Raw genomic sequence first — 25,856 nt, 5'->3', positions numbered from 1 at the left:
CCAAGAGGGCACAGTCTCTTGGCTTTTGGGGCGCGTCACGCGGCCGGGCCGCCACCGCTGACGGCCGCGGGGCCGCCCACGGGCGGGTACGGGGAACCAGTGGCGCGCCGGACGGATGCGGATGCCCACCTCGGTCGCCGCCCGGCAGCGGCCGAAGGGGTCCCGGTCGCCGCCGGGCCGCGGCCCCCTCGGCTCTGCGCCCCCAGCGGACGCCGTGCTGCTGCCCGCGCGGTCCGTACTGATGGACGTTCTTCCGCTCCGCACGCATCGGCATAGTGACAGCGGACCGCAGCCTGCCCGATGTCACGTATTCCCCGGTCCGTTTCTCTCTCCCCCGAAACGGAATTCCGGGCGGTCGGGCAGCGGAATTGCGGAGCGGAAACAGCGGGCGTGCGCGGGTGGGGAAACCGGACGACCCGACTGGCCTTGACGACCCGGATGACGGGGAGATGACATGACACAGTTGGTACCTGTCGAGGGCGTCAAGAGCGCCCTCATCTACAGCCTGGAAGACCTCTCCGGGGCGATGCGGCACCCCTTTGTCGCCGCGGAGATGCTTCCGCACCTGGAGGAGGCCGCGCGCTCACTGCGGCGACGGGAGGGCCCCCGGACCGAGTTGCTGATCTGGGACGCGTACCGGACGCGTCCGACACAGCACGCGATCTACGGCCGCTACGCGCGCGAACTGTCGGACAGCGAGGCCATTCCGTACGACGAGGCGTATGCGAAGGCCAGGTCCTTCATCACGCCTCCCGACGGCGACCACCCGCACGGTACGGGCGGCGCCGTCGACGTCACCCTCCTCCTCGACGGCCAACCGGCGTGCATGGGAACGGACTTCGACGCGTTCGTCGACCGCGCCGCCGCCGACTGGTACCGCGAGCATCCGCCCGTCGCCGCGGAGGACAGGGAGGCGGCGGAGAACCGCGAGATACTGCGGGCCGCGATGGAGGACGCCGGATTCGTCGTCCTCGACAAGGAGTGGTGGCACTTCGAGTGGGGCACCGACCGCTGGGCCGCCCACACCGGGGAGCCCGCCCTGCTGCGCGACATGCTGGACGAGCCCCGGGTCTCGGACACGGCGACGTCCGCCTTCACCCTCCCGCTGCGGCAGCCGGTCGGCTACATGAGTGTGACGCAGGTCTTCAGCGACCCCGCGAAGCGGGCGGCGGCGCTGATGAACGCCGCACCGGGGCATCTGTACTCCCGCTTCAGCAACCCCACCGTGGCCGCGCTGAACGACTACATGCGCACGGTGTGCTGCCCCGCGCGGTACGCCACCGCGACGTCCAGCGGCTCGGCCGCCTGCCTCGCGGCCTTCCAGGCGCTCGTCCCCCCGGGCGGCACCGTCGTCTACGACCGCTACTGCTACTACGAGATAGAGCGTTCGCTGATCGCGATGGCCGACGTGTTCGGCTGGCACCTGGCGGAGGCCGACTTCACCGACCTGCGCGCGGTCGAGGAGACATGCGCGGAACTCGCGCGCCGGGGACACGGCGTGGACCTCCTCTTCTGCGACTCGCCGCGCAACTGGTGGCTTGAGTCACTGGACATCGAGGGCCTGGCGCGCATCGGCGGGAGCGTCGGCGCCCTGCTCGCCGTGGACTCCTCGGTGCAGCCCCTCCAGGATCTGCTCGGCCGGGGTGCGGACGCGGTCATCGTGTCCCTCAGCAAGTATCCGAGCCTCGGGATGGCGCTCGGCGGGATGGTGCTGACCGACCGGGAGATGGTGCACACCGCCGTCCACCGCGCCGCCGTCGACCGCACCGTCATGCTGTCCGGCGACAACGCCATGGCGATCTGGGCGCAGGCCGTCTCGCTCCGCGACCGTATGGCGAGCGTGTCCGCGAAGACGGAGCGGATCGCCGCCCACCTCACCGGTCTGACCAGCGTCCGGGCGGTACGGATCGCCGACGGCGCGCGCAGCGGCGGCTTCACCGGCGGCCAGATCGTGGTGCACACCGCCTCGTCCGACGTCGCGCACGTCGCCGAGCGGCTGGTGGGCCACAACGCGCTGCGCTCCCGCTCGGGGCTCCATCTCGCCTGCACGTACGGGAGCTGTATGACCACGTTCGAGCATTTCGCGTCGAACGCGCGGCACCTGAGCGGGCTGCCGCCGAGGGCCTTCGCTGAGGCGCTGCTCCCCGACGACATGGTGCGGGTCGGCGTCGGCTGCGAGGACGTGGACGACATCATCGCGGACCTCGACCTGGTGCTGAACTGCGCCTACGAACTCGTCCAGGGCCGGCTGAAGAACTGACCGCGAACGGAAGGGAGTTACCGCACCATGAACGCGGAAAGCCCGCCCGACGCCGCGACCACCGTGTGGGAGGGGCCAACCGGGGACACCGCCGCCGCGCACCGCGCGAGCGGCCCCCACGGCCGGCGCCGGTGCGCTCTCCTGGCGCGGGCGCGGCCCGACGACGTATGGGACAGCACCCATCTCGTAGTGGACCTGACGGGGCCGCTCGACGTACCCCTCCTGCGGCGCGCGCTCGACCTGGCGGTCACCGCACACGCCGAGGCGCCCGCCGGGAGCGCGGACACCGCGGGCCGGGGCCCGGTCGCGTTCGACGTCGCCGACCGGGCCGGGCCGCACACCGCACCCACACCCACACCCACACCGGCACCGGCACCGGCACCGGCACCCGAGGAGACGTGGGCGTGGGCGCGCGAGGCGCTGTCCCGGCCGCTGCCGCCGCTCGACGGCCCCCCGGTGCGCGCCACGCTGCTGCGGGTGGGCGCGGCCGAGCATGTGCTGGTGCTGGTGTGCCGCCGGTCCTTCGCGGACGTCCGGTCGGCCGGGCTGCTGTTCGAGGCCCTGTCGGCGGGCTACGCGGCGCTCGCGGGCGGCGAGGAGCCGACGGCCGCTCCGGTGCGCCGTCCTCCGGACCGCGCCGCCCACGACGCCGCCCCCGGCCACTGGGCCGACCGGCTGCGGCGTACTCCCCGCGGCAGCATCCCCCCGCCCGACAGGCCGGGCCCCGCGGGCCCGACGCATGAGGAGCGGCGCTCCCTCCCCCTGGACGGCGCGACCGTCGCCGCTCTGGCCGCGCGGTTCGCTGACGTGGCGCCGCTGCCGGTGGTGCTGCTCGCGGTCTTCGTACGGTCGCTGACCCGTTTCACCGGCGAGGACGAGACGGCCGTCGCGCTCCCGGTGTCCGGCCGCTGCCCGGACGACCGCGGGCGCGTGGGCCCCTTCGAGAACGCCGTGGTGGTGCGCGCCGACCCGCTGCGGAGCCTGGCCTTCCGCGAGTTCCTCGGCGTCCAGTACGAGGAGGTGCGCGCCGCCGTGGCCCACCGGCACATACCGGTGGACGCCCTGGTGGCCGCGCGGGCGCCGGAGAGCTACGCCGACCGCGCCCCGCTCGCCGGTGTCACGTTCGATGTCGGGAGCGACATGCCACCGGCCCGCGACGCTGCGGGCCTGCGGATGGTGGTGCGTGACATCGCGCGGCCGCTCGCGGAGTGCCCGCTGGCGGTGCGGGTGCTCCCGGACGGGGCCGACTTCCGCGTCGAGGTGCGTTACCCCGGTGAGCTGTACAGCCCGGGGTTCGTCGACACCTTCCTCTCCGCGTACCTGACCCTGCTCGCCCGCACCGCGGGCCGTCCCGGCCCCGGGCCCCTGGAGCCGCCGCGACAGGACGCCGCCGCGGCACACCTCAGGCGGCCGCGGTCCCGGTATCCGCAGGTGGTGGATCTGTTCCGGGAGGCGGCCGCCGATGCGCCCCACACGGCGGCGGTGGTACGGGGCGACCGGTCCTGGTCGTACGGCGCCCTGGCGGAGCGTGCCTGCGAGGTCGCCGGGACCCTGCGGGCGCTCGACGTGCGCCCCGGCGAGGTCGTCGCCGTGCGCACCGCGGACCGCGGGTTCTCGCTCTACGCGACCCTCCTCGGGGTGTGGCAGGCCGGTGGGATTCCGGTCCTCGTCGACGCCGCGCTGTCGGCCGGGGAGAGCGCCGCACGGCTGACCGTGTCGCGGGCGCAGACGCTGCTCGTGGTCGGCGGGCCACCGTCGGCACGGGACCTGGACGCGGCCGGTGAGGCCGTCGACAACGTGGTGGTGCACTCGGCCGACGCCGGTCTCGCCGTCCTGCGCCGGGGCCGTGGCCCCGACCGTTCCTTCGCCGAGCCGTCCGCCGCCTACATCAACTTCACCTCGGGTACCACGGGCGCCCCCAAGGCCCTGCTGGGGCGGCACGACAGCCTGTCGCACTTCGTGCTGTGGCAGCGCGACGCCTTCGGGTTCGCGCCCGGTGACCGATGCGCCCAGCTCACCAGCCTGTTCACGGACGGTGTGCTGCGCGACATCGTCACCCCGCTCATCAGCGGAGCCACCCTGTACGTGCCACCGCCCCCGCTGGAGCCCACGGGAGCGGCCGTCCTGGGGTGGCTGCGGGACGCCGCGATCGCCTCCGTGCACACCATGCCCTCGCTGTCGTCCCGCTGGCTGCGGGAGGCGGGGCGCGTCGGGCGGCTGCCCGCGCTGCGCCGCCTGTTCTTCTCGGGCGAGCCGCTGAACAGCGGGCTGACCCGGCCATGGCACCGCCTCGCCCCCGACGCCCACCTGGTCAACCTGTACGGCACCAGCGAATGCACGATGATCCAGGCGTTCCACCGCGTGGACCACGGCTGCGACGACCTGGTGCACCCCGCGGGGACCGGCATGCCGGGCGCCGGGCTCCTGCTGTCGGCGCCGGACGGCTCGCCCTGCGGCACCGGCGAGGTCGGCCGGGTGTCCATTCGGACCGCCCACCCCACCCACGGCTACCTCGGGGGCAGCGGCCCGGGCGCCGTCTGCTCCCCCTTCCACGGGAGCGCCCACGACGCGGTGTTCAGCACCGACGACCTCGCCCGGCGCCGCGCGGACGGCACCCTGGAGGTGCTGGGACGGGTGACCGACGGGGCGAAGGACCCGAGTACGGCGGCCGGTTCGGCGCGGCTGAACGCGCTGCTGTCACGGCAGCCCGGGGTGCGGGCCTCGGCGGTCGTGTCGACGCCGCGCCCCGGGGGGCCACCGCGCACGGTCGCCTTCCTCGTGCCCGAGGACGGGCACGGCGGCGCCGCCGGGGAGGTGCGGCGCGCGCTGCGCGCGCACCTTCCCGCGGCCGCGCTGCCCGCGCACATCCTGGAGCTGGACGAACTGCCCGTCACCGCCGTGGGCAAGCTCGACCGCGCGAGGCTGCGGGACGTCTTCGCCGCCCACCAGGCCCGTAACGGGTTCCGTGCCGACGCAGGGCCGGTGGAGAAGGCGGTGGCGACCGCCTGGACGGCGGCCCTGGACACCGCGGAGCCACGGGCCGACGACCACTTCTTCGAGCGGGGCGGCACACCGGACGACGCGGTCGGCCTGGCGGCCGGGCTGCGCGCCGGACTGGCGCTGCCCCTGCCCGACGACGCGGTGTTCACCGCCCCGGTCCTCGGCGAGTTCGTACAGACGGTGCGCGAACTCGCCCGCGTCAACGGCGCACTGCTGTGACCACACCCTCAACGACTGTTCAAGAAAGGCCCCATGATGAGTCTCGCGCACTCTCCGACGGCGGTCGTCGACCGCACGCTGCTGGAGGTCGACCCCGAGGTCGCAGGTGAACTCTCCGGCGAGCTGAACAGGCAGCGGTCCACCCTGAGCATGATCGCCTCGGAGAGCTACACGCACGGGGCGGTCATGGCGGCGCAGGGGTCGGTGTTCATGAACAAGCTGGCCGAGGGCTACGCCGGGCGGCGTTACTGTAGCGGCTGCGAACACGTCGACGCCGTGGAGCACTTGGCGGTGGCGCGGGCGAAGGCCCTGTTCGGCGCCGACCACGCCAACGTACAGCCGCACTCGGGGGCGCAGGCGAACGCCGCCGTGTACGACGCGCTCCTCGACCCCGGTGACACGATCCTCGCGATGGACCTCGCGCACGGCGGCCATCTCACCCACGGCATGCGGCTGAACTTCTCCGCGAGGTTCTACCGGTGTGTGGCCTACCACGTGCGTCGGGAGGACTCCACGGTCGATATGGCGGAGGTCGCGCGGCTGGCCAGGGAGCACCGCCCCCGGCTGATCGTCGCGGGCTGGTCGGCCTATCCGCGCCGGCTCGACTTCGCGGCCTTCCGTGCGATCGCCGACGAGGTCGGGGCCAGTCTGATGGTCGACATGGCGCACTTCGCCGGGCTTGTGGCAGCCGGTGTGCACCCCAGCCCGGTGCCGTACGCGCACGTGGTCACCTCCACCACGCACAAGACGCTCGGCGGCCCGCGCGGCGGCATGATCCTCTGCGCCGGGGCGCTCGCCGACCGCATCGACACGGCGGTGTTCCCCGGGCAGCAGGCGGCCCCGCTGGCCCACACCATCGCCGCCAAGGCGGTGGCGTTCAAGATCGCGGCAAGTGCGGACTTCCGGGACGGTCAGCGCCGTACGGTGGAGGGCGCACGGATCATCGCGGAGCGGCTTTCGCGTCCCGACGTCGCGGCGGAGGGCATCACGGTCCTCAGCGGCGGTACGGACGTCCATATGCTGCTGGTCGACCTGCGGGGCTCGGCGATGACCGGAAAGCAGGCCGAGGACCGGCTCCGGGCCATCGGGGTCACCGTCAACCGCAACACCGTGCCCTTCGACACCCGGCCGCCCCTGGTCACCTCCGGGCTGCGTCTCGGCACCTCCGCGCTGGCGACCCGGGGCTTCGCCCGGGACGACTTCCTCCTGCTCGCCGACGTGCTCGCGGAGGCGCTGCTGTCGGGCTTCGACGACGAGTCGTCGCGCGTGCTGCGCAAGCGGGTCGCGGTGCTGGCCGACAAGTACCCGATCTACCGGGCCCTCACATACGGTCGCGACCCGCTCTCCTCGCCCTGACCCACGGCCCGGGGTCCTGCCGAGGCCGTCACGTCACCCCCACCGGTGCGCTGCGGGGCCGCTCTCCGCCCGTCCGGCGGTCGCCCCGGGGGGGCGGGGGCGTCGGGCGGGCAGACCGTCAGGGCAGGGCTGTGGCGTGTGGGGGCGAGGGGGTCCCGACGTTGTTGTCCTTGCTGGGCGGTACGCCGAACATGCGGCGGTATTCGCGGCTGAACTGGGAGGGGCTTTCATAGCCGACGCTGAGGCCGACACCGGTGATGTCGGAGGGGTGGCCGGCCAGGAGGAGCCGGGCCTCCTGGAGGCGGATGCGCTTCTGGAACTGGATGGGGCTCATGCCCGTCACCGCCTGGAAGTTGCGGTGGAAGGCGGACACGCTCATGCCCGCGGTACGCGCCAGCTCCGCCACCCGGAAGGAGTGGGCGTAGTCCTCCCGGATCTGCTGCACCGCGCGGTTGATGTGCGCAAGGCCGCTGTCGACGAGGCCGAGTTGGCGGATGGCGGGCCCCTGCTCGCCGCGCAGGAGGTGCCAGAGGATCTCGCGCGTGACCATGGGGGCGAGGATCTTGCGGTCGGCGGGCCGGTCGAGGAGCCGCAGCAGGCGCACGATGGCGTCAAGCAGCGGGGCCGGGGCCGTGGAGACCGCGATGCCGGGTGGCGCGGCGCGCGCCGGGGCCGGCAGGTCCCGGGGGTCGGCTTCCCACAGCAGCTCGGCGATGACGGTGGGGCTGAGGGTCATGCCGAAGCCGAGGGTGGGCTGTCCGGTGTCGAGGACGTGCCCGGTGACGGGGAGGTCGGCGGAGGCGACGAGGTACTGGCCGGGCCCGTACTCATACAGGCGCTCGCCCAGGGCGAGTCGCTTGCCGCCCTGGGCGATCACCGCGAGCACGGTCCCTGACATGCCCGCCGTCGCGGCGTCGGGACGGTCGAACCTGCATGCCTGGACACCGTCGATCGGTGTGGTCATGTCGGCGCGCGCGTGCCGGTGCAGCAACTCACGCATCTCGTCCAGCGGAGACATGGCGCCAGTCTTGCACGGAACACCCGCCGCTGCCTTGATGGCGGCAGGATCGTGCATGGGGCTGGGGCCGCCCGTACGCCGCGGTGCGGGTGGCCCCACCCACCGCGGGGGCCGGTGTCAGAGGTTCTGGCCGCCGGAGACCTCCAGGTCCTGGCCGGTGATCCACCGGCCCTCCTCCGAGACCAGCATGGCGATGACGGCGCCGATGTCGTCGGGCTCGCCCACCCGCCCCAGGGCGAACGTCTTCGCCAGCTCCGGGATGATCTCCGGATTCCTGCTGAAGGCGTCGTCGGCGAAACGGGTGACCGTCGCCCCCGGGGCGACGGAGTTGACCCGGATGCCGCGGGCGCTGAACTCCTTGGCCATATAGCGGGTGAGCACCACCACGGCGCCCTTGAGGGCCGCGTAGACGGCGTATCCCGGCGCGGTCACCTGGGGAAGCGTGGCGTTGCTCGTCAGGTTGACGACGGCGCCGCCGTCGGCCATGAGCGGCAGCAGGGCCTGGGTGAGGAAGAACGGTCCCTTGAACAGCCCACGGGTGAGCCGGTCGAACTCTTCCTCGCGGGTGTCCTCGATCATCGCCATGCCGGCGAATCCGGCGTTGTTGACCAGATGGTCGAAGGAGTCCCGCTGGAAGTTCTCGCGCAATGCGGCGGCCACGGCCTCCTGGAAGGCGGGGAATTGCGCGGTGTCGCCGAGTTCGAGCCGGAGCGCCACCGCGGTGCCGCCCTGTTGCTCGATCCTCGCGATGGTGTCCTTGGCGCCCCGCTCGTTGGAGCTGTATGTGAGGACGACGCCGACGCCTCGCCGTGCGATATGGAGAGCCGCGCTCCGACCGATGCCCGAGCTGGCGCCCGTGACGACGGCTACCTTCATGACGTGCCTCCTGAGCTTGCGGAGTCCGGGAACCCCGTACCGAAAACGTGCTGTTCCCAGACAACCGCCGCGCCGGGGCCGCGGAAAGAACGATCCTCTCGACCTCTTGCCCAAAACTCCCAGTCCGGCATACGGGGACGTGCGGACCCGCGGTACGCCCCCGGGGTGTGGATGCCCGGGGGCGCGGCTCAACTTCCCTCGCCGCGGGGCCTATTCACAGCCCACGCCGTCCCCGTCCCGGTCGAGGTGCGGGGCATATCCGGGGTCGCCCCGATGGACGGGCGCGGCTCCGTGTGCCCGGGCGTCGTCGCAGTTGCGGTAGTAGACGCTGGCACCCCCTCCCCCGCCGCCACTGCTGCCGCCGCTGCCACTACTGCCGCCGCCGCTGCCGCCGGACGATCCGGAACCGCTCCCTGCGGGCGCCGCCCTGGTGACGGTCACGGTGGGCGCGGGCTCCGGCTTCGCCGTGACGGTACGTGTCACGGTGGGGCCGGGCTCCGGCTCGGCCGTCTCTGTGGTGGTGGCGGTGGCCGTCACGGTGGCCTCGGCGGGCGCCGCCTGGGCGCTGCCGGACCCGGAGTCGGACCCGGAGCCCCCGACCCCCATGAGCACCCCGACCGCCACCAGGACCACGGCCCCGGCCCACACCCGCTTGCGCCGGTACAGCGGCCTGCTGTCAGGAGTCCTCGGAACGGGCCCCGGCGGCCCCGGAGTTGTGTACGGATGCGACATCTGCTCCCCCCTCGACGATGTGAGGGACGCCGACGCTAGCGCCGTCCGGGGAGATATGGGGGAACAGTGAAGAGAGGTGATGGTTTTGTGACCGTGTGTTCGGTATCGGGGCAGGGAGGCCGAGTCGGACACCGCCGCACCGCTGCCGCGGCGGGCACGGCTGCGGGGCGTACCCGAGCGGCGCGGGCCCAACTCGTCAGAGCCGTACGGCCGTGCGGATCAGGGCGGCGAGGGGGAGGGAGCCGCTGTGGGCGGGCCAGGCGATGTGGGTGGTGACGGGGGGCGCGTCGGCGAGGGGGACGGCGGTGTGCCCGGCCCACAGCCAGGTCTGGGCGGAGTCGGGCAAGACGGCCATGGTGCGGCCGAGGGCGATCAGTTGGGCGAGCTGGGTCAGGTCGTGGACCTCCGGTCCCGGTCCCGGCGGGTAGCCGCCGTGGCGGGGCCAGCGGGCGGGCGGCAGACCGGGGACGTCGGCGATGTCGGCCAGCGTGAGGCTCGGGTGTGCGGCGAGGGGGTGCCCGGCGGGAAGGACGGCGCTCTGCCCCTCGGTCATCAGCACCTCGCTGTCGAAACCGGCGAGGGAGTTGAACGGCGCGTGCATCAGCGCCACGTCGGCGCGGCCGTCGCGCAACATGCCCTCCTGTTCGCACATGCCGCTCGGCAGCACCTCGACCTCGGCGGCGTCCGGCTCGGCCGCGTAGGCGTCGAGGAGCTTGTGCAGCAGCTCGTGGGAGGCGCCCGCCTTCACCGCGAGCACCAGGCGGTCGCGGGAGCCGCCGGGTCCTGTGGCGGCGCCCGCGCGGCGGGTGCGGCGGGCGGCCGCCGCGGTCGCGTCCAGGGCCGCGCGCCCCTCGTGCAGCAGCATCTCGCCCGCGCCGGTCAGCCGGACACCGCGGCGGTTGCGCCGGAACAGGCAGACGCCGAGGCGCCGCTCCAGCCGCTGGACCGCCCGGGACAGCGGCGGCTGGGCCATGCCGAGGCGGTCGGCGGCGCGGCCGAAGTGCAGCTCCTCGGCCACGGCCACGAAGTACCTCAGCTCACGGGTCTCCAGCACGTCCAGGGCGTCCATCCCCGCAGCGTACCGCCCGGTGATACCGAACGGGTATCACACGGAACCGCATCGGTATTGGCCCCGGCCCCGGTGCGCGGGCGAACATCGGCTCCATGAACGAAACGACGATGGCGTCCTCCCCCGGCGGCACCTGGAACCTGGGCGATCTGACCGTCACCCGCGTCGGCTACGGCGCCATGCAGCTCACGGGACCCGGGGTGATGGGCCCGCCCGCCGACCACGACGGCGCGCTCGCCGTCCTGCGCGAGGCCGTCGCCCTCGGCATCACCCATGTCGACACGGCGGGCGCGTACGGCCCGCGCGTCACCAACCGGCTGATCCGCGAGGCGCTGCACCCCTACCCCGAGGCGCTGCACCTCGTGACCAAGGTCGGCGCCGACCGCGACGCGCAGGGCGGCTGGCCGCCCGCCCTCAGGCCCGAGGACCTGCGGCGCGCCGTCCACGAGAACCTGGAGGACCTGGGCGTCGACGCGCTCGACGTGGTCAACCTGCGGCTCGGCGACGCCCAGGGCACCAGGCCCGGTTCGCTCGCCGAGCCCTTCGGGGCCCTCGTCGAACTCCGGCGGCAGGGCCTGATCCGGCACCTCGGGGTGAGCAACGTGACGGCGGAGCAGGTCGCCGAGGCGCGGGCGATCGCGCCGATCGTGTGTGTGCAGAACATGTACAACCTCGCCCACCGCCAGGACGACGGGCTGATCGACGAACTCGCCGCGGCGGGCGTCGCTTACGTGCCCTTCTTCCCGCTCGGCGGCTTCAGCCCGCTACAGTCCACGGCGCTGTCCGCGGTGGCCTCCCGGCTGGGCGCGACACCGATGTCGGTGGCACTGGCCTGGCTGCTGCGGCGGTCGCCGAACATCCTGCTGATCCCCGGCACCTCGTCGGTGGCCCACCTGCGGGAGAACGTCGCGGGCGCGGCACTCCCGCTCTCCGCCACGGATCTCGCCGAACTGGACGGGATCGGGGGCTGAGGCTCCGTCCCGCCAAGCTTCGTAAGACTCTCCCGGCTCCGTGGTCGGGGTCCGCACCGGCACTGCCATGGGCGGGAGGATCGGGCAAGGAGTCGGCACGGTCGTGCTGTCCCCGGCGCCGTGGCCACTGGTGTCATGGAGGCCACGGGCCGGCAGCAGCCGCGCGGAGCTTCCAGGGCCCGGGGCCCGGCCCTGTCCGCGATCCGGTCCGCGGCGGCAAGGTCCGCGCCATCGGCACGTCGACCTTCCCCGCGGCCGAGATCGTCGAGGCGCCGTGGGTCGCCGAGCGCCGCGGGCTCGCACGGAGCAGCCGCCGTATTCGATCGTCAACCGCGTCATCGAGCGCGAGGTCCTTCCTGTGACGCGATGACCCATCTGGCGATGGCATTCGCCGTGGCGCGCCCCGGCGTCACCTCGGCGATCATCGGCCCCCGCACGATGGACCAGCTCGACGGCCTCCTCGCGGGCGCGGAGGTCGCGCTGGGCGACGACGTCCTCGACCGGATCGACGAGATCGCACCCCCCCCGGTACCGAGGCGGGGCCGAACGACGTGGCCTACACACCGCCCGCCGTACTCGACCCCGCCCTCCGCCGCCGTCCGCCCGGCGACCGCCGCGCCGCCCGACCTGCGGGGGCGGGCCGCGGTGCGCGGCTACCGTGCGCCCCTCGCCCTGCCCCGCGGGCCGAACGCCGCGTGGAAGAGGGTGGAGGCGGCTCCGGTGGCGGCGGCCTCCGTGTTGAGGAGGGCGCGTTCCACCTCCACGCGGCGCAGTCGGCGGGCGGTGGGGAACTCGTTGACGACCGTGGCGATCTCGGTGAGGTAGAAACCGGCGACGTCGTCGGTGAAGAACGGGCCGCCCAGCACGATCAGATCGAGGTCGAGCAGGTCCACGAGCCCGAGGGCGCCCCGGCCGATGGCGCGCGCGAGGGTGCGCAGCGTCTCGCGGGCGGCCGGGTCCCCGGCCGCCGCGGCCCGGCCCGCCGCGTGGTAGGCGCCGGGGCCCCCGAAGGCCGCGCGGCCCGCGACATAGGCGGGCGGGTTGCACTCGGGCAGCAGTTCCGGGCGGCCGTCCGCGTCGACCCGGCCGAGGGCGAGCGCGCAGAGCTGGCCGAACTCGCCCGCGTTGGCGCTCACCCCGCGGTACAGGTCGCCGCCGAGGCAGAGCCCGGCGCCGACACCGGTGCCGAGGTAGAGGTAGGCGAAGTCGCGTGCCCTGCGGTCGCGGCCCACCCACCGCTCCCCCGCCGCGGCTGCGAGCGCGTCCTTCTCCACGGCGACCGGGCAGTCGAGGTGTTCTTTGAGCATCGACACCAGGGGCAGGTCCCGCCAGGACGACAGCAGCGGGGGGCCGAGCACGGTGCCCGAGGCGATGTCGACGGGTCCGGGCACCGCCACGCCGATCCCGAGGAACCCGTCGGGGCGGACCGCGCCGCGCGCCGTCTCCCGTGTCTCGCGGGCCAGTTCCGCGGCCTCGGCGACATAGGCGGCGGGTGCGGCGCCGGGGTCGACCGGGCGGGTGGCGAGCGCCACCGTGGCGCCGTCGAGGTCGGTGACGACGGCGGTCAGCACCTCGGGGTCCAGATGCAGGCCGAGCGCGTGGGCGGCGCCCGGGCGCACCCGTACCGGGGTGCGCGGCTTGCCGGAACCGGTGCGCTGTCTGCCGGTCTCCATCAGCACACCGCGGTCCAGCAGGGTGCGTGCGATGCGGGAGACCGACTGCTGGGTGAGCCCGGTGCGTTCGGCGATCTCGCCGCGGGTGGCGCCGCCCGCGAGCCGTACGCTCTCGATGACCAGGCACTCGTTGTACGAGCCGGGATCGGGGTGGTGGTCGCCGCCCGGGGGCCCGGGGTGCGGCACCGCGCCGCGGGGCGCGGTGCCGGGCACTGGCTCGCGCAGCCAGCGCAGCGGGCCCTCGCCCGGGGCGCGTTCGAGGGCGGCGAGCAGGTCGAGGTAGACCCGGCGGGACGACTCGGGGTGCCGGGCGCTGTCCAGCGCGACCAGCGCGTGCAGCAGCCCGCGCCAGGTGGAGCGTGCGGGCAGCCGGTGGCGCACCGCGCCGTCGGTGGCGGGGGGTTCGTCTCCCCAGAGGGTGACGGCGTGCGGTGCGAGCCCGGGGTGGCGGGCGGCGACCGCGGCGAGGTGGGCGGCGGGGCCACGGCCGGGGGCGGGCGGTGTGCCGTGTGGCGTGGCGCGTACGGCGTCGAGGGCGCCGTCGAGGCAGGCGAGGACGTCGGCGCCGAGCGCCGGGTCGGCGGCGCCGGCTGCGGGCTCGTCGGGCGCCGTCCCGAGGACCAGGACTCCGTGGTACGGGTCCGCGTACAGCCCGATGACCCAGGTGTCGGCGTCCGGCAGCGGGGGTCTCGTGGGCACCCGGGGGCGCGGCGGCGCGCCGGGGACCAGCCGCCAGCGGCGCCGTACGGCGGCCACCGTGGCGTGGGACAGGCCGAGTTCGCGGGCGACGGTGCGGCTCGCGCCGCCGCCGGGCGCGAGCAGGCCCCGGGTGACGACCTCGGCCTCGTCGACGGTGACGGGCCTTCCGGTACGGGGGCGCTGTTCGAGCCCGGCGAGGCCCGCGGTGCGCCAGCGGTGCCGCCAGGTGCCGACGGTCTGCCGTGACACCCCGAGCCGCCGTGCGATCTCCGCGTCCCTGACGCCCTCATCGGCGAGGAGGACCACCCGGGCCCTGGTGGCCAGCGGGCCGTCCGCGGCGGCCCAGCGGCGCAGCACCGCGCGGGTGTCCCCGGCCCCGACTGCGGGCGCCTCAGGCATGGCACGCCCCGTGGGTGCGCGGTCGGCCGTGACCCTCGGCGGACGGGCGCTTTCCATCGGACGTCTCGTGGTCGTGCATCGGCGGCCCCTCCGGTGCGATCGGCTGCCGCCATGTAAAACCACCGGTGTGACGGCGTCAACGCCCCGCGCGTTTTCCATCGTTGGAGCCGTGGGGCCCGGACGCGGATCGGTCATCGGATGAATCGTCAGGGGATTTCGGCCACGGCGGGAGGCGAGTACGTAAAGGAAGTCGATTGACTCGTCCGGGGTGGAAAAGCCGGTGGCCACGGGGGGTGTCCCGCGGCCACCGGCCGGGCCGTTCCCGGTCAGATCACCGGGGCCGGGCGTTCGCAGATGCTGAACACCGGCAGCGAGCGGCCCTGGCGGGCCGCGTCGAGCAGGGTGAGCATCACGTCCAGCACATGGGCGGCGAGCTGTGCCGAGGCGCGGTGCGGGCGGCCGTCCGCGAGGGCGGCGGCGAGGTCGAGGAGCCCGGTGCCGCGCCCCGCGTCGCGGTATCCGGCCGTCACGGGCTGCGGGCTCCACTCGCCGTCACGGAAGAGTTCGACGGACCCGTCGAACCGGTTGGGGTCGGGCACGGACAGGGAGCCCTCGGTGCCGTGGACCTCGATGCGCGGCAGCCGGGCCGCGTGCACGTCGAAGCTCATCACCAGGGTCGTGAGCGCGCCCCCGGTGTGTTCGAGCACCCCGGTGACATGAGTGTCCACGGTCACGGGGAAGACGGTGCCCGCGCGCGGCCCGCTGCCGACGGCGCGCTCGGAGCGCGGCCTCGCGGTGGCCCCCGTGACCCGGACGACGGGGCCGAGGAGGTGCACGAGCGCGGACAGGTAGTAGGGCCCCATGTCGAGCAGCGGGCCGCCGCCCGGCCGGTAGTAGAACTCCGGGTCGGGGTGCCACGCCTCGTGCCCCGGGGTGGTCATGAAGGCGGTGGCGGCGACCGGGGCGCCGATGAGCCCCTCGTCCACCGCGGCGCGCGCGGTCTGGGTGCCGGTGCCGAGGACGGTGTCCGGGGCGCAGGCCACCCTGAGCCCGGCGGCGCGGGCCGCGCCGAGGACGGCGGTGGCCTCCTCCCGGGTGGTGGCGAGCGGCTTCTCGCCATACACGTGCTTGCCGGCGGAGAGCGCGGCGAGCGCCACCGGGGCGTGCGCGGAGGGCACCGTCAGGTTCAGCACGGTGTCCACGTCGTCCCTGGCCACCAGATCGGCGGCGGACGCGGCGACGGCGGCGCCCCCGGCCCGCTCGGCGACCGCGGCGGCGCGCGCCGGGTCGAGGTCGGTGACGGCGGTCAGCCGCACGCCGTCCAGCCGGGACAGGGTGTCGAGATACGCGCCGCTGATCTTCCCCGCGCCGACCAGGCCCACCCTCATCGGCTCGCCCACAGCAGCCCCCGTTCCGTCAGTGTGCGCACCTCGGGCACGTCGAAGTCCGAGGGCCGGTGGCCGATGGCGGACACGAACACCCGGCCCGCGCCCCAGTTCCTCGTCCACACGGCGGGCATGACGACCTCGCGGTCGCGGGTGTCCTCGGCGGGGAAGGTGGTGGTGGCGAGGGTGTCGATGAGCGGGTCCGTGAGCATCCAGTACTTCTCGGTGGTGACGCGGAAGTCGCCGAGGCCCTTCACCACCGGGTGGTCGGCGCGCCCGGGCACGATGGTGACGCCGTGCTCGTGGATGCCGTGCGGGTGCATGAGGAACTGGCCGCCGGTGAGCTGGTGGTAGTCGACGTCGCCGCGGAAGGAGTCCACGATGCCGCCGTGCCACCCGGCGAGGCCGGTGCCCGCGCGGACCGCGGCGGCGAGGCCCGCCGTCGCCTCGGGGGCGAGGGCGCCCATGGTCCAGCACTGCACCACCAGGTCGGTGGCGGCGAGGAGTTCGGCGTCCAGGTAGCTGTCGAGGGAGTCGGACACCTGCACGGTGAAACCCTCCCTCTCCAGGAAGGGCAGGAAGGAGTCGGTGGTCGTCACGGGGTGGTGGCCCTCCCACCCACCGCGGACGACGAGGGCCCGTCGGGCGCTGCTGGTCAAGATCGCTGCACGCTCCCATCTCGTGTCGCAGTACGGGCCCGCCCCGGTGGTGCCGCGGCTCCGGTCCCGGTGTGCACGGGCCCCCGTAAGGATGTGTGTTCGGATCGGTGACCGCAATGGGTTCTCGGCCGCCGCACCGCGGAACACCCAGGTCACGGCGGTGGAAGAACACACCGCCCGACGCCCCCGCCGCCGGGCCGCCACGGCGGCCCCCGCCGGGCCACGGCCTGCGCCGCGAACCGGGTCTGGACGGGCGCGTCGGGGGCGGGCCATGGTGTGCCATGCTGCTTCGCCAGTTGGAGTACCTGACCGCCCTGGCCCGAGAGCGCCACTTCGCCCGCGCCGCCGCCGTCTGCTACGTGTCCCAGCCGTCGCTGTCCGCCGGAATCCGCAGACTGGAGGCCGAGTTGGGGGTGGCGATCGTACGGCGCGGGCAGCGCTTCGAGGGGCTGACGCCCGAGGGCGAGCGGGTGCTCGCCTGGGCGCACCGGGTGCTCGCGGAGCGCGACACGCTGCGCCAGGAGCTGTCGGAGCTGCGCGGCGGGCTCACCGGGGTGCTGCGGCTCGGCGCCATCCCCACGGCGCTGACGGTGGCCTCGCTGCTGACCACCCCGTTCTGCGCGCGGCATCCGGGGACCCGGGTGACGCTGGTGGAGTCGCTGTCGTCCCGGGACATCGTGCGCCGGCTCGGGGACTTCGACATCGACATCGCAATGACGTACCTGGACGACGACGCGCTGCGCCATATGCGCGCCATCCCGCTGTACGAGGAGCGGTATGTGCTGCTGACCCCGGTCGACGGGCCGCTCGGCGGTGCGGGCGCCGCGGACGAGGGCGGGCGGGTGCGGTGGGCGCGGGTGGCGGCGCTGCCGCTGTGCCTGCTGTCGTCGCGGATGCGCAACCGCAGGATCGTCGACGAGTGCTTCGCCGCCGAGGGGGTCACGGCCAGGCCCGCGATCGAGACCGACACCGTGGCGGGCCTGTACGCGCATCTGGCGGCGGGCCGCTGGTCGAGCGTGGTCTCGCACGCCTGGCTGCACATGTTCGGGGTGCCCGAGGGCATGCGGGTGCTGCCGCTCGCCGGTCCGGCCCACGGTGCGCGGGTCGGGCTCGTGACGGTGGCCCGGACGCCAGAACCGCCGCTGCCCCGGGCCCTGTTGGCGGTGGCACGGGAGGCGGGGGTGCGGGAGGCGCTTGAGGAACTGCTGCGCAGCCATCTCGCGGCGGACTCCGGGCAGGCCGCCGTCCCCGGCACGGGCCCGGGTGCCGGGGGCTGAGCACCGGGTACCGGAAGGAAGCACCCCGGACGCGCTCGCCCCCGTACCGGCGGGCGACCACCTCCCGGGCAATGCGGCTGCCTCGGGTAATGCGGCTGTCTCTCGAATAATGCGGCCCCGGCCGCGCCTCGCACGGTCCGCCCGCGGCCCGGAGGCCGGGCACGCGGGCCCGCAGGGGTCGATAGCCGATCGCTATCGGCCCATAGAAACGTTCGTTTTGACCCTGGGGCACGGGCGGGGCGAGCGTGGACGCACACGCTCCCGCACCACCCGACATCCGACCGGTTGAGGAGCCGCCCTCCATGGCCAAGATCCTGTGCGTCCTCTACGACGACCCGGCGGACGGGTTTCCCCCCGCCTACGCCCGCGACGCGATCCCCGTCATCGACCACTACCCGAACGGCCAGACCGCCCCCACCCCGAGCGCCGTCGACTTCACCCCCGGCCATCTGCTCGGCAGCGTCTCCGGGGCGCTCGGTCTCCGTCCGTTCCTTGAGGCCGCCGGGCACACCCTGGTGGTCACCTCCGACAAGGACGGCGCCGACTCCGCCTTCGACCGGGAGCTGGCCGACGCGGACGTCGTGATCTCCCAGCCGTTCTGGCCCGCCTACCTCACCGCGGAGCGGATCGCCCGCGCGCCCCGGCTGAAGCTCGCCGTGACCGCGGGCATCGGCTCCGACCACGTCGACCTGGACGCGGCCATCGCGCACGGCGTGACCGTCGCCGAGGTGACGTACTCCAACAGCATCAGCGTCGCCGAGCACGTGGTGATGATGATCCTGTCGCTGGTGCGCAACTACCTGCCCGCGCACCGCGTCGTCCTCGACGGCGGCTGGAACATCGCCGACGCCGTCGCGCGCGCCTACGACCTGGAGGGCATGGACGTCGGCACCGTCGCGGCGGGCCGGATCGGGCTCGCGGTACTGCGCAGGCTCGCCCCCTTCGACGTGCGGCTGCACTACACCGACCGGCACCGGCTGCCGGAGTCGGTCGAGCGCGAACTGAACCTCACCTTCCACGAGTCGGCCGCCGCGATGGTGCCGCACTGCGACGTGGTCACCGTCAACGCGCCGCTGCACCCCGAGACCGAGGGGCTCTTCGACGACGCGCTGCTCGGCAGCATGCGGCGCGGCAGCTACCTCATCAACACCGCGCGCGCCAGGATCGCCGACCGCGACGCCGTGGTCAGGGCGCTGGAGAGCGGCAGGCTCGCCGGGTACGCGGGCGACGTCTGGTACCCGCAGCCCGCGCCCGCCGACCACCCGTGGCGGACGATGCCGCACCAGGGCATGACCCCGCACATCTCGGGCTCCACGCTGTCCGCGCAGGCCCGCTACGCGGCGGGCACCCGGGAGATCCTGGAGTCCTGGCTCGCCGGCACCCCGATCAGGGACGAGTACCTGATCGTGGACGGCGGACGGCTCGCGGGCGCGGGCGCGCACTCCTACTCCACCGGCACCTGAGCCGGGCGGCGCCCCGCGCCGCTCCTCCCGGCCGCCCCGGCGGCCCGGCGCCGCGCCCCCGGCGCCGACGGGTCTCGGCCACGGTGGCGCCGACCGCGCACACCACGGCCGGGGCCCCGGGCCGCGCCCCGTTGCCGGTGAGCGCGCCCGACCATACATCTGACGTCCGATGCCCTGGTAGCGTAGGCGAGGTCTGCGAGAGGGGCAGAGACGTGGAGAGTTCGTCCAGGCACGGTCCCCGGATGGTGCGGCAGCTCCTGCGCCAGGAGGTCGCCGACGGCATCAAGCGTTACATCCTCGACAACCGCCTGCGCCCCGGCGATCCGCTGCCCACCGAGACCGAGCTGTGCGCCGCGCTCGGCGCGAGCCGTTCAAGCGTGCGGGAGGCCGTGAAGGTCCTCGACGCGCTGGACATCGTCGAGGTGCGGCACGGACACGGCACGTACGTCGGCCGCCTCAGCCTCTCCGCGCTGGTCGAGAGCCTCACCTTCCGCGGTCTGCTCAGCCCGGGCGACGACGTGCGCGTCCTCGCGGACCTGGTGGACGTGCGGGAGCTGTTCGAGCGCGGCATGGCGGAACGCATCGTGGCCGCGCTCGACGCCCCCCGGCTGGCCGCGCTCGACGAGACGGTGCGCCGGATGCGGGAGCGCCCCGACGGCGAGGGGCGTGGCTTCGTGGAGGCCGACCGCGCCTTCCACGCGCTGCTGGTGGCGCCGCTCGGCAACGAGCTGATCGGGCAGCTCTCGCTCGCGTTCTGGGACGTGTACGCGGTGGTCTCCGGCGAGCTGCGGTCGCTGGCGCGTATCGACGAGAGGGCGACGGCCGACGCCCACCAGGGCATCGTGGACGCGGCACGCGCGGGCGACGTCGACGGCTTCACCCGGGCGGTCGCCGACCACTACGCGCCGGTACGACGCCGTATGGCGCGCGTGCGCCCGGGCGCGGACGCCTGAGGCGCCCCGGCGCGCACCGGACCGTGACGCCCGCGCGAACGCCGGTGTTCAGGCCCGGCGCCCCCAGGCCCGCGCGCGCCCGGCGCGTACGCCCTGGTAGCCGGCGACGCCGACGGCGCCCGCCAGCAGCGCGGCGCCGAGCACGAGCTGAGGGGTGCTCAGGGGGTTCTCGGCGGTGCCGAGCCCTGCCTTGACGCCCTTGTCCTCGGCCGGGTCCTGCGGATGGTGGTCCGCGTAGCCCGGCGCGGTGCCGTGCTGGTCCTGGGGCTCGGGGTGGCCGGGGGGCTTTGCGCCATGGTCGCGGCCCGGGTCCTCGCCGCCGCCTCCACCGCCGTCACCGCCCTCGTCGCCGTCGTGCCCCGGGGGTGTGTCCCACTGGGGCGACTCGCCCCAGCCGAGGTCCTTGCCCGCGCCCGGCTCGCGGTAGGGGTCCGACGCGTCCGCGTCGTCCGCGTCGGCTGCGTCGGCTGCGTCTTCCGCGGCGGCCGCGGCCGACCCGGAGTCGGAGGCGGGCGGCAGTCCCGAGGGCGGCTCCTCGCGCCATCCCTCGCCCTCCCGTTGCTCCCCGGCCCTGTCCGGGCCTGCCGCAGGGCCCGCGCAGCGCACCGCGGCGACCGGGCGGGCGCCGTCGGCCGCGGTGCGGCCCCCGCAGTCCCCCGCGGGCGCCGCGGCGGCGGCCGGGACCGCGGCGGCCGCCGCGATCGCCATCGCGCCGAGCACCGCCGCGGCGGCACGCTCCTTCGCCCGCATCGCATCGCTCCTTGGCTCGTCACCACGGGCACCCGGTGCGGATGCCCCGACGCGAAGAACGCTAGGAGCGGACCCGCGCGGGCGCCGCCCGGGCGGGTCCGTCCGAAGTACCGCGGTCGGCCGAGGGGGTGGGTCGGGCCCCGGGGCGACGGTGCGGGGTCAGGCCCCGGAGAGCACCGCGTCGATGCGGCCAAGATCCTCGTCCGAGAACTCCCGGGCGGTGACGGCGGCGATGCCGTCGTCGAGCTGGGCGGTGCTGCTCGCGCCGATCAGGACGGAGGTCACGGTGCGCATCGTCCAGGCGATCGCCATCTGGGCGAGGGTCTGGCCGCGGCCCTCGGCGATCGTGTTCAGCTCGCGCAGCCTGCCGAGGAGTTCGCCGGTCAGCCGCTCCGGGGTGAGGAAGGGGCTCGCGCCCGCCGCCCTGGAGTCCGCCGGGATGCCGTCGAGGTAGCGGCCGGTGAGCAGGCCCTGCTCCAGCGGGGAGTACGCGATGCAGCCCGCGCCGACCTCGTCGAGCGCCGCCACCAGGCCGTCCTCGATGGTGCGGTTGAGCATCGAGTACTGGGGCTGGTTGATCAGCAGCGGGGTGCCGAGTCCTTCCAGGATGCGGGCGGCCCGCCTGGTCTGCTCAGGCGTGTAGTTGGACACGCCGACGTACAGCGCCTTGCCCTGCTGTACTGCGCTGTGCAGGGCGCCCATGGTCTCTTCGAGCGGGGTGTCCGAGTCGAAGCGGTGCGAGTAGAAGATGTCGACGTAGTCGAGGCCCGTCCTGGCGAGGCTCTGGTCGAGGGAGGCCAGCAGGTACTTGCGCGAGCCGAACTCCCCGTAGGGCCCCGGCCACATCAGGTACCCGGCCTTGGTGGAGACGATCAGCTCGTCGCGGTAGGGGGCGAGGTCGGCCGCCAGCACCCGGCCGAAGACCTCCTCGGCGGCGCCCGGCGGCGGGCCGTAGTTGTTCGCCAGGTCGAAGTGGGTGATCCCGAGGTCGAAGGCGCGCCGCAGGATGTCCCGCTGCCGCTCGGCGGGGCGGTCGGGCCCGAAGTTCTGCCACAGGCCGAGGGAGAGCGCGGGCAGCTTCAGACCGCTGCGGCCGACGCGGCGGTAGGGCATGGCGGCGTACCGGTCGGGATGTGCGGTGTACAACGGCGCTCCTGCGAGAGGTGAGTGGTCCTGAGGTGCGTGTCGTGAGCAAGCATGTCATGGGCCCCGGGCCGGGCGGCCTGCCGGTCCTGGGGGAATTCCCCCAGGGAAAGACGGGGGTCGGCCGCGATCCGCCGGGGCCACGGCGTGCCTAGCGTGAGGTGCCGTAGGGGGCCGCGGTGTGCGGCCCGCACGGTGACGACACGGCCTGGAACGCCACGGGGAGCCTCATGATCGACGTACGGAATCTGACCAAGCGCTACGGGCCCGAGGTGGCCGTGGAGGCGTTGGACTTCACGGTGCGGCCCGGCGGTGTCACCGGGTTCCTCGGCCCCAACGGCTCGGGCAAGTCGACGACCATGCGGATGATCATGGGGCTTGACCGGCCCGACACCGGCCACGCGCACATCGGGGGCCGCCCCTACCGGCGGCTGCGGTGGCCGCTGCGCGAGGTGGGGGCGCTGCTCGACGTGCGCGGCTTCCACCCGGGGCGTACCGCGCGTGCGCATCTGACGGCGCTGGCCGCGGGCGGCGGCATCGCGGCAGGGCGGGTCGACGAGGTGCTGGAGACCGTGGGCCTCGCCTCGGTGGCGGAGCGGCGCGCGGGGAAGTTCTCGCTGGGGATGGCGCAGCGCCTCGGTATCGCGGCGGCGCTGCTCGGCGACCCCGGGGTACTGCTGCTCGACGAGCCGGTGAACGGGCTCGACCCCGAGGGGGTGCGCTGGGTGAGGACGCTGGTGAGGTCGCTGGCGGCGGAGGGCAGGACGGTGCTGCTGTCCAGCCATCTCATCGCGGAGATGGCGCTGACCGCCGACCGGCTGCTGGTGATCGGCCGGGGCCGGCTTGTCGCGGACGCGTCGGTGGCGGAGCTGACCGCGGACGGCGGCACCCTGGAGGAGGCGTTCCTCCGGCTGACGGGGGACGGGGCGGAGTACCGGGGCCTTGCGCCGGGGCGTACCCGGGAGTCCGGGTCCACCGCGGGCGGACGGGGGCGGCGATGAGCGCGACGACGGCGGCACCGGCGGGCACGCGCGCCGGGGGCGTGGGGCTGCGGCACGCGGCCCGGATGGAGTGGATCAAGCTGCGCAGCCTGCGCTCGCCGCTGTGGGCCCTGCTGCTCGTGGTGGTCACCATGATCGGCACCGGGGTGGTCACCATGGCGAACACCGAGGCGCCCGGCGGCGGGGGCGGCGGCGCGGGCTTCGACCCGACCAACAACGTACTGGCGGGCATCGCCTTCGGGCAGCTCGTCGTCGGCGCCGTAGGGGTGCTGGTGGTCACCGGCGAGTACACGACGGGCTCGATCAGGACCACGCTTGCCGCGGTCCCCAACCGGCCGCTGCTGCTCGGCGCCAAGGCCGCGGTGTTCGGAGGGCTCTCACTGGTGGTGGGCGAGGTGGTCACGGTGGTGACGTTCCTCGTCGGCAGGGCCGTGCTCTCGCCCGACGTGCCGAAGCCCGAACTGGGCGACGGCGGTGTGCTGCGGGCGGTGCTGCTCTCCGGGCTCTACCTGCCGATGATCGGGCTGATCGGGGTCGGCCTCGGCGCGCTCGTGCGGCACACCGCGGGGGCGCTCGCCGGCCTGGTCGGGGTCACCCTGGTGCTGCCCGCCATGGCCGCCGGGTTCACCGGGACCACCGTCGCGAGGTTCTTCCCCACGCTGATCGCCGGGAACTCCCTGGCGGTGAGCAGGCCGCTGCACGACATGCTGTCGCCCTGGGCCGGCCTCGGCCTGATGTGCCTCTACACGGCGCTCGCGCTGGCCGCCGGGGCGGTGGTGATCGGCCGACGGGATGCCTGAGACGGGCACGGGGCGCGAGACTGTGTGCGTGCCCGAGACCCGTTCCCCCGCGCCCCGGCGGTCCGCCGGGCCGCGGCGCGCCGCCCCGGCGGGCACCGTGCTCGCCGGGGCGCGCACCGTGCTGCGGACCCCGCTGACGGGGCGCGCCTGGGCCGAGGCCGCGCACTGCCTCGCCGGGCTGCCGCTCGCGGCGCTGGGCTTCGCGCCGGTGCTCGTACTGCTCGCGGCGGGCTTCGGACTGCTGGTGTCCATCGTCGGCGCCGTGCTGGGGGCGCTGCTGATGGCGGCCTCGCTCGGCCTGTCCCGCGGGTTCGGCGCGGCGCACCGTGGGCTCACGGCGCTGCTACTGCGGGAGCGGATTCCGGCGCCGCCGCCGGTGGAGCGCCCGGGCGGCATGTTCTCCCGGCTCGACGCGCGGCTGCGGGACCGGCACGGCTGGCGGTGTCTGGCGTACGTCCTGCTGAAGCTGCCGCTCGCGGCGCTCGGCTGGTACGCGGTGATGTGCTGGGCCATCGCGCTGTTCGACCTGACGGCGCTGCCGCGCTGGGCCTTCGCGCTGCAACGCGCCGAGGGCGGGGCGCGGGTGGGGCCGCCGCTGACCCCGCTGCCGTTCGGGGAGCCGCCGCAGTTCCCGGTGGCGTCGAGCGCGGTCCTCACGACGGCGGTGGGCCTCGGCCTGCTCGTGCTCGCGCCCTGGCTGACCCGGCTCGTGGTGATGGCGGACCGCAGGCTGGCCAGGGAGCTGCTGGGCCCCGGGACACTGGCGCAGCGGGTGCGCGACCTGGAGGAGACCAGGGCGCTCGCGGTGGACGACGCGGCGGCCGTACTGCGCCGGGTGGAGCGCGATCTGCACGACGGCGCCCAGGTCAGGCTGGTGGCGCTGGCGATGAGTCTGGACATGATCAGGGAGCGTCTCGGGCCCGCGGACGGGCCGCTCGACCGGGCGGGGCTGCGCCGGCTGGTCGACACGGCGCACCACAACGCGACCGAGGCCGTCGTGGAGCTGCGCGACCTGGCGCGCGGCCTGCACCCCCCGGTGCTCGACGACGGCCTGCCGGACGCGCTGGCGACGCTCGCCGCCCGCAGCTCCGTCCCGGTGCGCCTCGCGGTGGACGTGCCGCGGCGGCCCACGGCGGCCATCGAGACCATCGCGTACTTCTGCGCGGCCGAACTGCTGGCGAACGCCATCAAGCACAGCGGCGCCAGGCGGGCCGAGCTGAGCGCGGTGGCCGAGGGCGGGCTGCTGCGGCTGCGGCTCACCGACGACGGGCGCGGCGGGGCGCGGCAGGCGCCGGGCGGCGGCCTCGATGGTCTTGCGCAGCGGGTGCGCACGGTGGACGGGGCGCTGGACGTCGACAGCCCGGACGGCGGCCCCACGGCCGTCACCGTCGAGCTTCCGATGCGGGCGTGAGAGCATGCCCGCCATGCGTGTGGTGATCGCGGAGGACGCCTCCGTGCTGCGGGAGTTGCTGGCCCAGATGCTGGGCGAGCACGGCTACGAGGTGTGTGCGGCGGTGGGCGACGGCGAGGCGCTGCGGGCCGCCGTGGCCGAGCACGGGCCGCGGGTGACGGTGGTGGACATCAGGATGCCGCCGACCCACACCGACGAGGGGCTGCGGGCCGCGCTCGACATCCGCAGGGACCACCCGGGCACCGGGGTGCTGCTGTTCTCGCAGTACGTGGAGACCCGCTATGTGACGCGGCTGCTGGCGGCGGGCTCGTCCGGGGTGGGCTACCTGCTGAAGGACCGGGTGGCGAACGTGGCCGAGTTCGTGGACGCCCTGTCCCGGGTGGCGGCGGGCGGCACCGCGCTGGACCCGGAGGTCGTCACCCAGCTCGCCGGGGCGGGGCGGCGCGCGGACGCGCTGGAGTCGCTGACGGCGCGGGAGCGCGAGGTGCTGTCGCTGATGGCGCAGGGCCGCTCCAACACCGCGATCGCCCAGGGCCTGGTGGTCTCCCCCGGCACGGTGGAGAAGCACGTGGCGGCCATCTTCACCAAGCTGGACCTCCCGGTGTCGGAGGACGACAACCGCCGGGTACTGGCCGTCATCCGGTACCTGAACAGCTAGGCGGACTCCGGGGCGGGGCCGGGAAACACGAGCAGCACAGGCCACCCGGGGCGTATGGGCAGCACGGAGGAAGGGGACGCGCGC

General features: G+C 74.6%; 20 protein-coding genes and 1 pseudogene. 12 read left to right on the top strand and 9 right to left on the bottom strand.

The features are described 5' to 3' along the window. Window positions 1-454 precede the first annotated feature (454 nt). The 3 genes from ACIBIW_RS09675 to glyA are packed head-to-tail and all read left to right on the top strand — an operon-like array spanning window position 455 to window position 6,835. The gene (locus tag ACIBIW_RS09675) at window positions 455-2,260 is read left to right on the top strand and encodes a PLP-dependent transferase (RefSeq protein ID WP_399333841.1); all 1,806 of its coding nucleotides are present in this window, start codon (window positions 455-457) and stop codon (window positions 2,258-2,260) included. Window positions 2,261-2,287: 27 nt separating this feature from the next. Further along, entirely contained in the window at window positions 2,288-5,479 is a 3,192-nt protein-coding gene (locus ACIBIW_RS09670) for an AMP-binding protein (RefSeq protein ID WP_399333839.1), read from the top strand. Between the two features lie 33 nt (window positions 5,480-5,512). After that, entirely contained in the window at window positions 5,513-6,835 is a 1,323-nt protein-coding gene (glyA, locus tag ACIBIW_RS09665; protein WP_399333837.1) for a serine hydroxymethyltransferase, read from the top strand. A 118-nt stretch (window positions 6,836-6,953) separates the two neighbouring features. Here the strand turns inward: glyA and ACIBIW_RS09660 are convergent, their stop codons facing one another. The 4 genes from ACIBIW_RS09660 to ACIBIW_RS09645 form a co-directional block, all read right to left on the bottom strand. Then, complete coding sequence (locus tag ACIBIW_RS09660) at window positions 6,954-7,853, bottom strand: AraC family transcriptional regulator N-terminal domain-containing protein (protein WP_399333835.1); 900 nt, start codon at window positions 7,851-7,853, stop codon at window positions 6,954-6,956. Window positions 7,854-7,970: 117 nt separating this feature from the next. After that, the gene (locus ACIBIW_RS09655; protein ID WP_399333833.1) at window positions 7,971-8,729 is read right to left on the bottom strand and encodes an SDR family NAD(P)-dependent oxidoreductase; all 759 of its coding nucleotides are present in this window, start codon (window positions 8,727-8,729) and stop codon (window positions 7,971-7,973) included. A 210-nt stretch (window positions 8,730-8,939) separates the two neighbouring features. Next, on the bottom strand, window positions 8,940-9,461 hold the full coding sequence (locus ACIBIW_RS09650; RefSeq protein WP_399333831.1) for an excalibur calcium-binding domain-containing protein: 522 nt from the start codon (window positions 9,459-9,461) through the stop codon (window positions 8,940-8,942). Window positions 9,462-9,657: 196 nt separating this feature from the next. After that, window positions 9,658-10,530, bottom strand: coding sequence for a LysR family transcriptional regulator (locus tag ACIBIW_RS09645; RefSeq protein WP_399333829.1), 873 nt, complete (start codon window positions 10,528-10,530; stop codon window positions 9,658-9,660). A gap of 95 nt (window positions 10,531-10,625) precedes the next feature. Here ACIBIW_RS09645 and ACIBIW_RS09640 point away from each other — a divergent pair, with 95 nt between their 5' ends. Further along, entirely contained in the window at window positions 10,626-11,501 is an 876-nt protein-coding gene (locus ACIBIW_RS09640) for an aldo/keto reductase family oxidoreductase (RefSeq protein ID WP_399333827.1), read from the top strand. A 200-nt stretch (window positions 11,502-11,701) separates the two neighbouring features. Beyond that, window positions 11,702-12,124: pseudogene (locus tag ACIBIW_RS09635) on the top strand (aldo/keto reductase); the annotation flags it as partial. 30 nt (window positions 12,125-12,154) lie between these two features. Here ACIBIW_RS09635 and ACIBIW_RS09630 read toward each other — a convergent pair. From ACIBIW_RS09630 to ACIBIW_RS09620, 3 genes are all read right to left on the bottom strand, one after another. Beyond that, window positions 12,155-14,272 (bottom strand): ROK family protein, encoded by a 2,118-nt coding sequence (locus ACIBIW_RS09630; RefSeq protein WP_399333825.1) that lies wholly within the window; start codon window positions 14,270-14,272, stop codon window positions 12,155-12,157. A 326-nt stretch (window positions 14,273-14,598) separates the two neighbouring features. Continuing rightward, complete coding sequence (locus ACIBIW_RS09625; protein WP_399333823.1) at window positions 14,599-15,672, bottom strand: Gfo/Idh/MocA family protein; 1,074 nt, start codon at window positions 15,670-15,672, stop codon at window positions 14,599-14,601. Next, entirely contained in the window at window positions 15,657-16,316 is a 660-nt protein-coding gene (locus tag ACIBIW_RS09620) for a ThuA domain-containing protein (protein WP_399333821.1), read from the bottom strand. The genes ACIBIW_RS09625 and ACIBIW_RS09620 overlap by 16 nt, the downstream gene beginning before the upstream one ends. A gap of 281 nt (window positions 16,317-16,597) precedes the next feature. On the opposite strand from ACIBIW_RS09620, the gene ACIBIW_RS09615 reads away from it, so the two are divergent. The 3 genes from ACIBIW_RS09615 (at window position 16,598) to ACIBIW_RS09605 (ending at window position 20,009) form a co-directional block, all read left to right on the top strand. Then, a complete protein-coding gene (locus ACIBIW_RS09615; RefSeq protein ID WP_399333819.1) occupies window positions 16,598-17,593 on the top strand; it encodes a LysR family transcriptional regulator in 996 nt (331 codons plus the stop codon). A gap of 302 nt (window positions 17,594-17,895) precedes the next feature. Continuing rightward, window positions 17,896-19,056 carry an NAD-dependent formate dehydrogenase gene (locus ACIBIW_RS09610; protein ID WP_399333817.1) on the top strand — a complete coding sequence of 387 codons (1,161 nt, stop codon included), beginning with the start codon at window positions 17,896-17,898 and terminating at the stop codon, window positions 19,054-19,056. A gap of 242 nt (window positions 19,057-19,298) precedes the next feature. Then, on the top strand, window positions 19,299-20,009 hold the full coding sequence (locus ACIBIW_RS09605) for a FadR/GntR family transcriptional regulator (protein ID WP_399333815.1): 711 nt from the start codon (window positions 19,299-19,301) through the stop codon (window positions 20,007-20,009). Window positions 20,010-20,057: 48 nt separating this feature from the next. Here ACIBIW_RS09605 and ACIBIW_RS09600 read toward each other — a convergent pair whose 3' ends face one another. Continuing rightward, entirely contained in the window at window positions 20,058-20,759 is a 702-nt protein-coding gene (locus tag ACIBIW_RS09600; RefSeq protein WP_399333813.1) for a hypothetical protein, read from the bottom strand. A 159-nt stretch (window positions 20,760-20,918) separates the two neighbouring features. Continuing rightward, a complete protein-coding gene (locus ACIBIW_RS09595; RefSeq protein ID WP_399333811.1) occupies window positions 20,919-21,905 on the bottom strand; it encodes an aldo/keto reductase in 987 nt (328 codons plus the stop codon). Window positions 21,906-22,132: 227 nt separating this feature from the next. Between ACIBIW_RS09595 and ACIBIW_RS09590 the strand changes: the two genes are divergently transcribed. From ACIBIW_RS09590 to ACIBIW_RS09575, 4 genes are read left to right on the top strand one after another with little or no spacing between them, the layout of a single operon-like run. After that, on the top strand, window positions 22,133-22,903 hold the full coding sequence (locus ACIBIW_RS09590; protein ID WP_399333810.1) for an ABC transporter ATP-binding protein: 771 nt from the start codon (window positions 22,133-22,135) through the stop codon (window positions 22,901-22,903). Continuing rightward, a complete protein-coding gene (locus ACIBIW_RS09585) occupies window positions 22,900-23,703 on the top strand; it encodes an ABC transporter permease (RefSeq protein WP_399333808.1) in 804 nt (267 codons plus the stop codon). Before ACIBIW_RS09590 ends, ACIBIW_RS09585 begins: the two co-directional genes overlap by 4 nt. 28 nt (window positions 23,704-23,731) lie before the next feature. Beyond that, a complete protein-coding gene (locus ACIBIW_RS09580) occupies window positions 23,732-25,114 on the top strand; it encodes a sensor histidine kinase (RefSeq protein WP_399333806.1) in 1,383 nt (460 codons plus the stop codon). Window positions 25,115-25,127: 13 nt separating this feature from the next. Continuing rightward, window positions 25,128-25,772, top strand: a complete 645-nt coding sequence (locus ACIBIW_RS09575) for a response regulator (RefSeq protein WP_399333804.1) — start codon at window positions 25,128-25,130, stop codon at window positions 25,770-25,772. The last annotated feature ends 84 nt before the right edge of the window (window positions 25,773-25,856 follow it).

The sequence above is a fragment of the Streptomyces sp. NPDC050560 genome (assembly GCF_044457285.1).
Taxonomy (GTDB): Bacteria; Actinomycetota; Actinomycetes; order Streptomycetales; family Streptomycetaceae; genus Streptomyces.
The sequence above is the reverse complement of the archived record's forward strand: the minus strand, read 5'-3'. Positions and strand labels throughout refer to the sequence as shown.

Coding starts and splice junctions, on each gene's coding strand:
- ACIBIW_RS09675 (WP_399333841.1), top strand. CDS start 455: ATGACACAGTTGGTACCTGTCGAGGGCGTCAAGAGCGCCCTCATCTAC.
- ACIBIW_RS09670 (WP_399333839.1), top strand. CDS start 2,288: ATGAACGCGGAAAGCCCGCCCGACGCCGCGACCACCGTGTGGGAGGGG.
- glyA (WP_399333837.1), top strand. CDS start 5,513: ATGATGAGTCTCGCGCACTCTCCGACGGCGGTCGTCGACCGCACGCTG.
- ACIBIW_RS09660 (WP_399333835.1), bottom strand. CDS start 7,853: ATGTCTCCGCTGGACGAGATGCGTGAGTTGCTGCACCGGCACGCGCGC.
- ACIBIW_RS09655 (WP_399333833.1), bottom strand. CDS start 8,729: ATGAAGGTAGCCGTCGTCACGGGCGCCAGCTCGGGCATCGGTCGGAGC.
- ACIBIW_RS09650 (WP_399333831.1), bottom strand. CDS start 9,461: ATGTCGCATCCGTACACAACTCCGGGGCCGCCGGGGCCCGTTCCGAGG.
- ACIBIW_RS09645 (WP_399333829.1), bottom strand. CDS start 10,530: ATGGACGCCCTGGACGTGCTGGAGACCCGTGAGCTGAGGTACTTCGTG.
- ACIBIW_RS09640 (WP_399333827.1), top strand. CDS start 10,626: ATGAACGAAACGACGATGGCGTCCTCCCCCGGCGGCACCTGGAACCTG.
- ACIBIW_RS09630 (WP_399333825.1), bottom strand. CDS start 14,272: ATGCCTGAGGCGCCCGCAGTCGGGGCCGGGGACACCCGCGCGGTGCTG.
- ACIBIW_RS09615 (WP_399333819.1), top strand. CDS start 16,598: ATGCTGCTTCGCCAGTTGGAGTACCTGACCGCCCTGGCCCGAGAGCGC.
- ACIBIW_RS09610 (WP_399333817.1), top strand. CDS start 17,896: ATGGCCAAGATCCTGTGCGTCCTCTACGACGACCCGGCGGACGGGTTT.
- ACIBIW_RS09605 (WP_399333815.1), top strand. CDS start 19,299: ATGGTGCGGCAGCTCCTGCGCCAGGAGGTCGCCGACGGCATCAAGCGT.
- ACIBIW_RS09600 (WP_399333813.1), bottom strand. CDS start 20,759: ATGCGGGCGAAGGAGCGTGCCGCCGCGGCGGTGCTCGGCGCGATGGCG.
- ACIBIW_RS09590 (WP_399333810.1), top strand. CDS start 22,133: ATGATCGACGTACGGAATCTGACCAAGCGCTACGGGCCCGAGGTGGCC.
- ACIBIW_RS09585 (WP_399333808.1), top strand. CDS start 22,900: ATGAGCGCGACGACGGCGGCACCGGCGGGCACGCGCGCCGGGGGCGTG.
- ACIBIW_RS09575 (WP_399333804.1), top strand. CDS start 25,128: ATGCGTGTGGTGATCGCGGAGGACGCCTCCGTGCTGCGGGAGTTGCTG.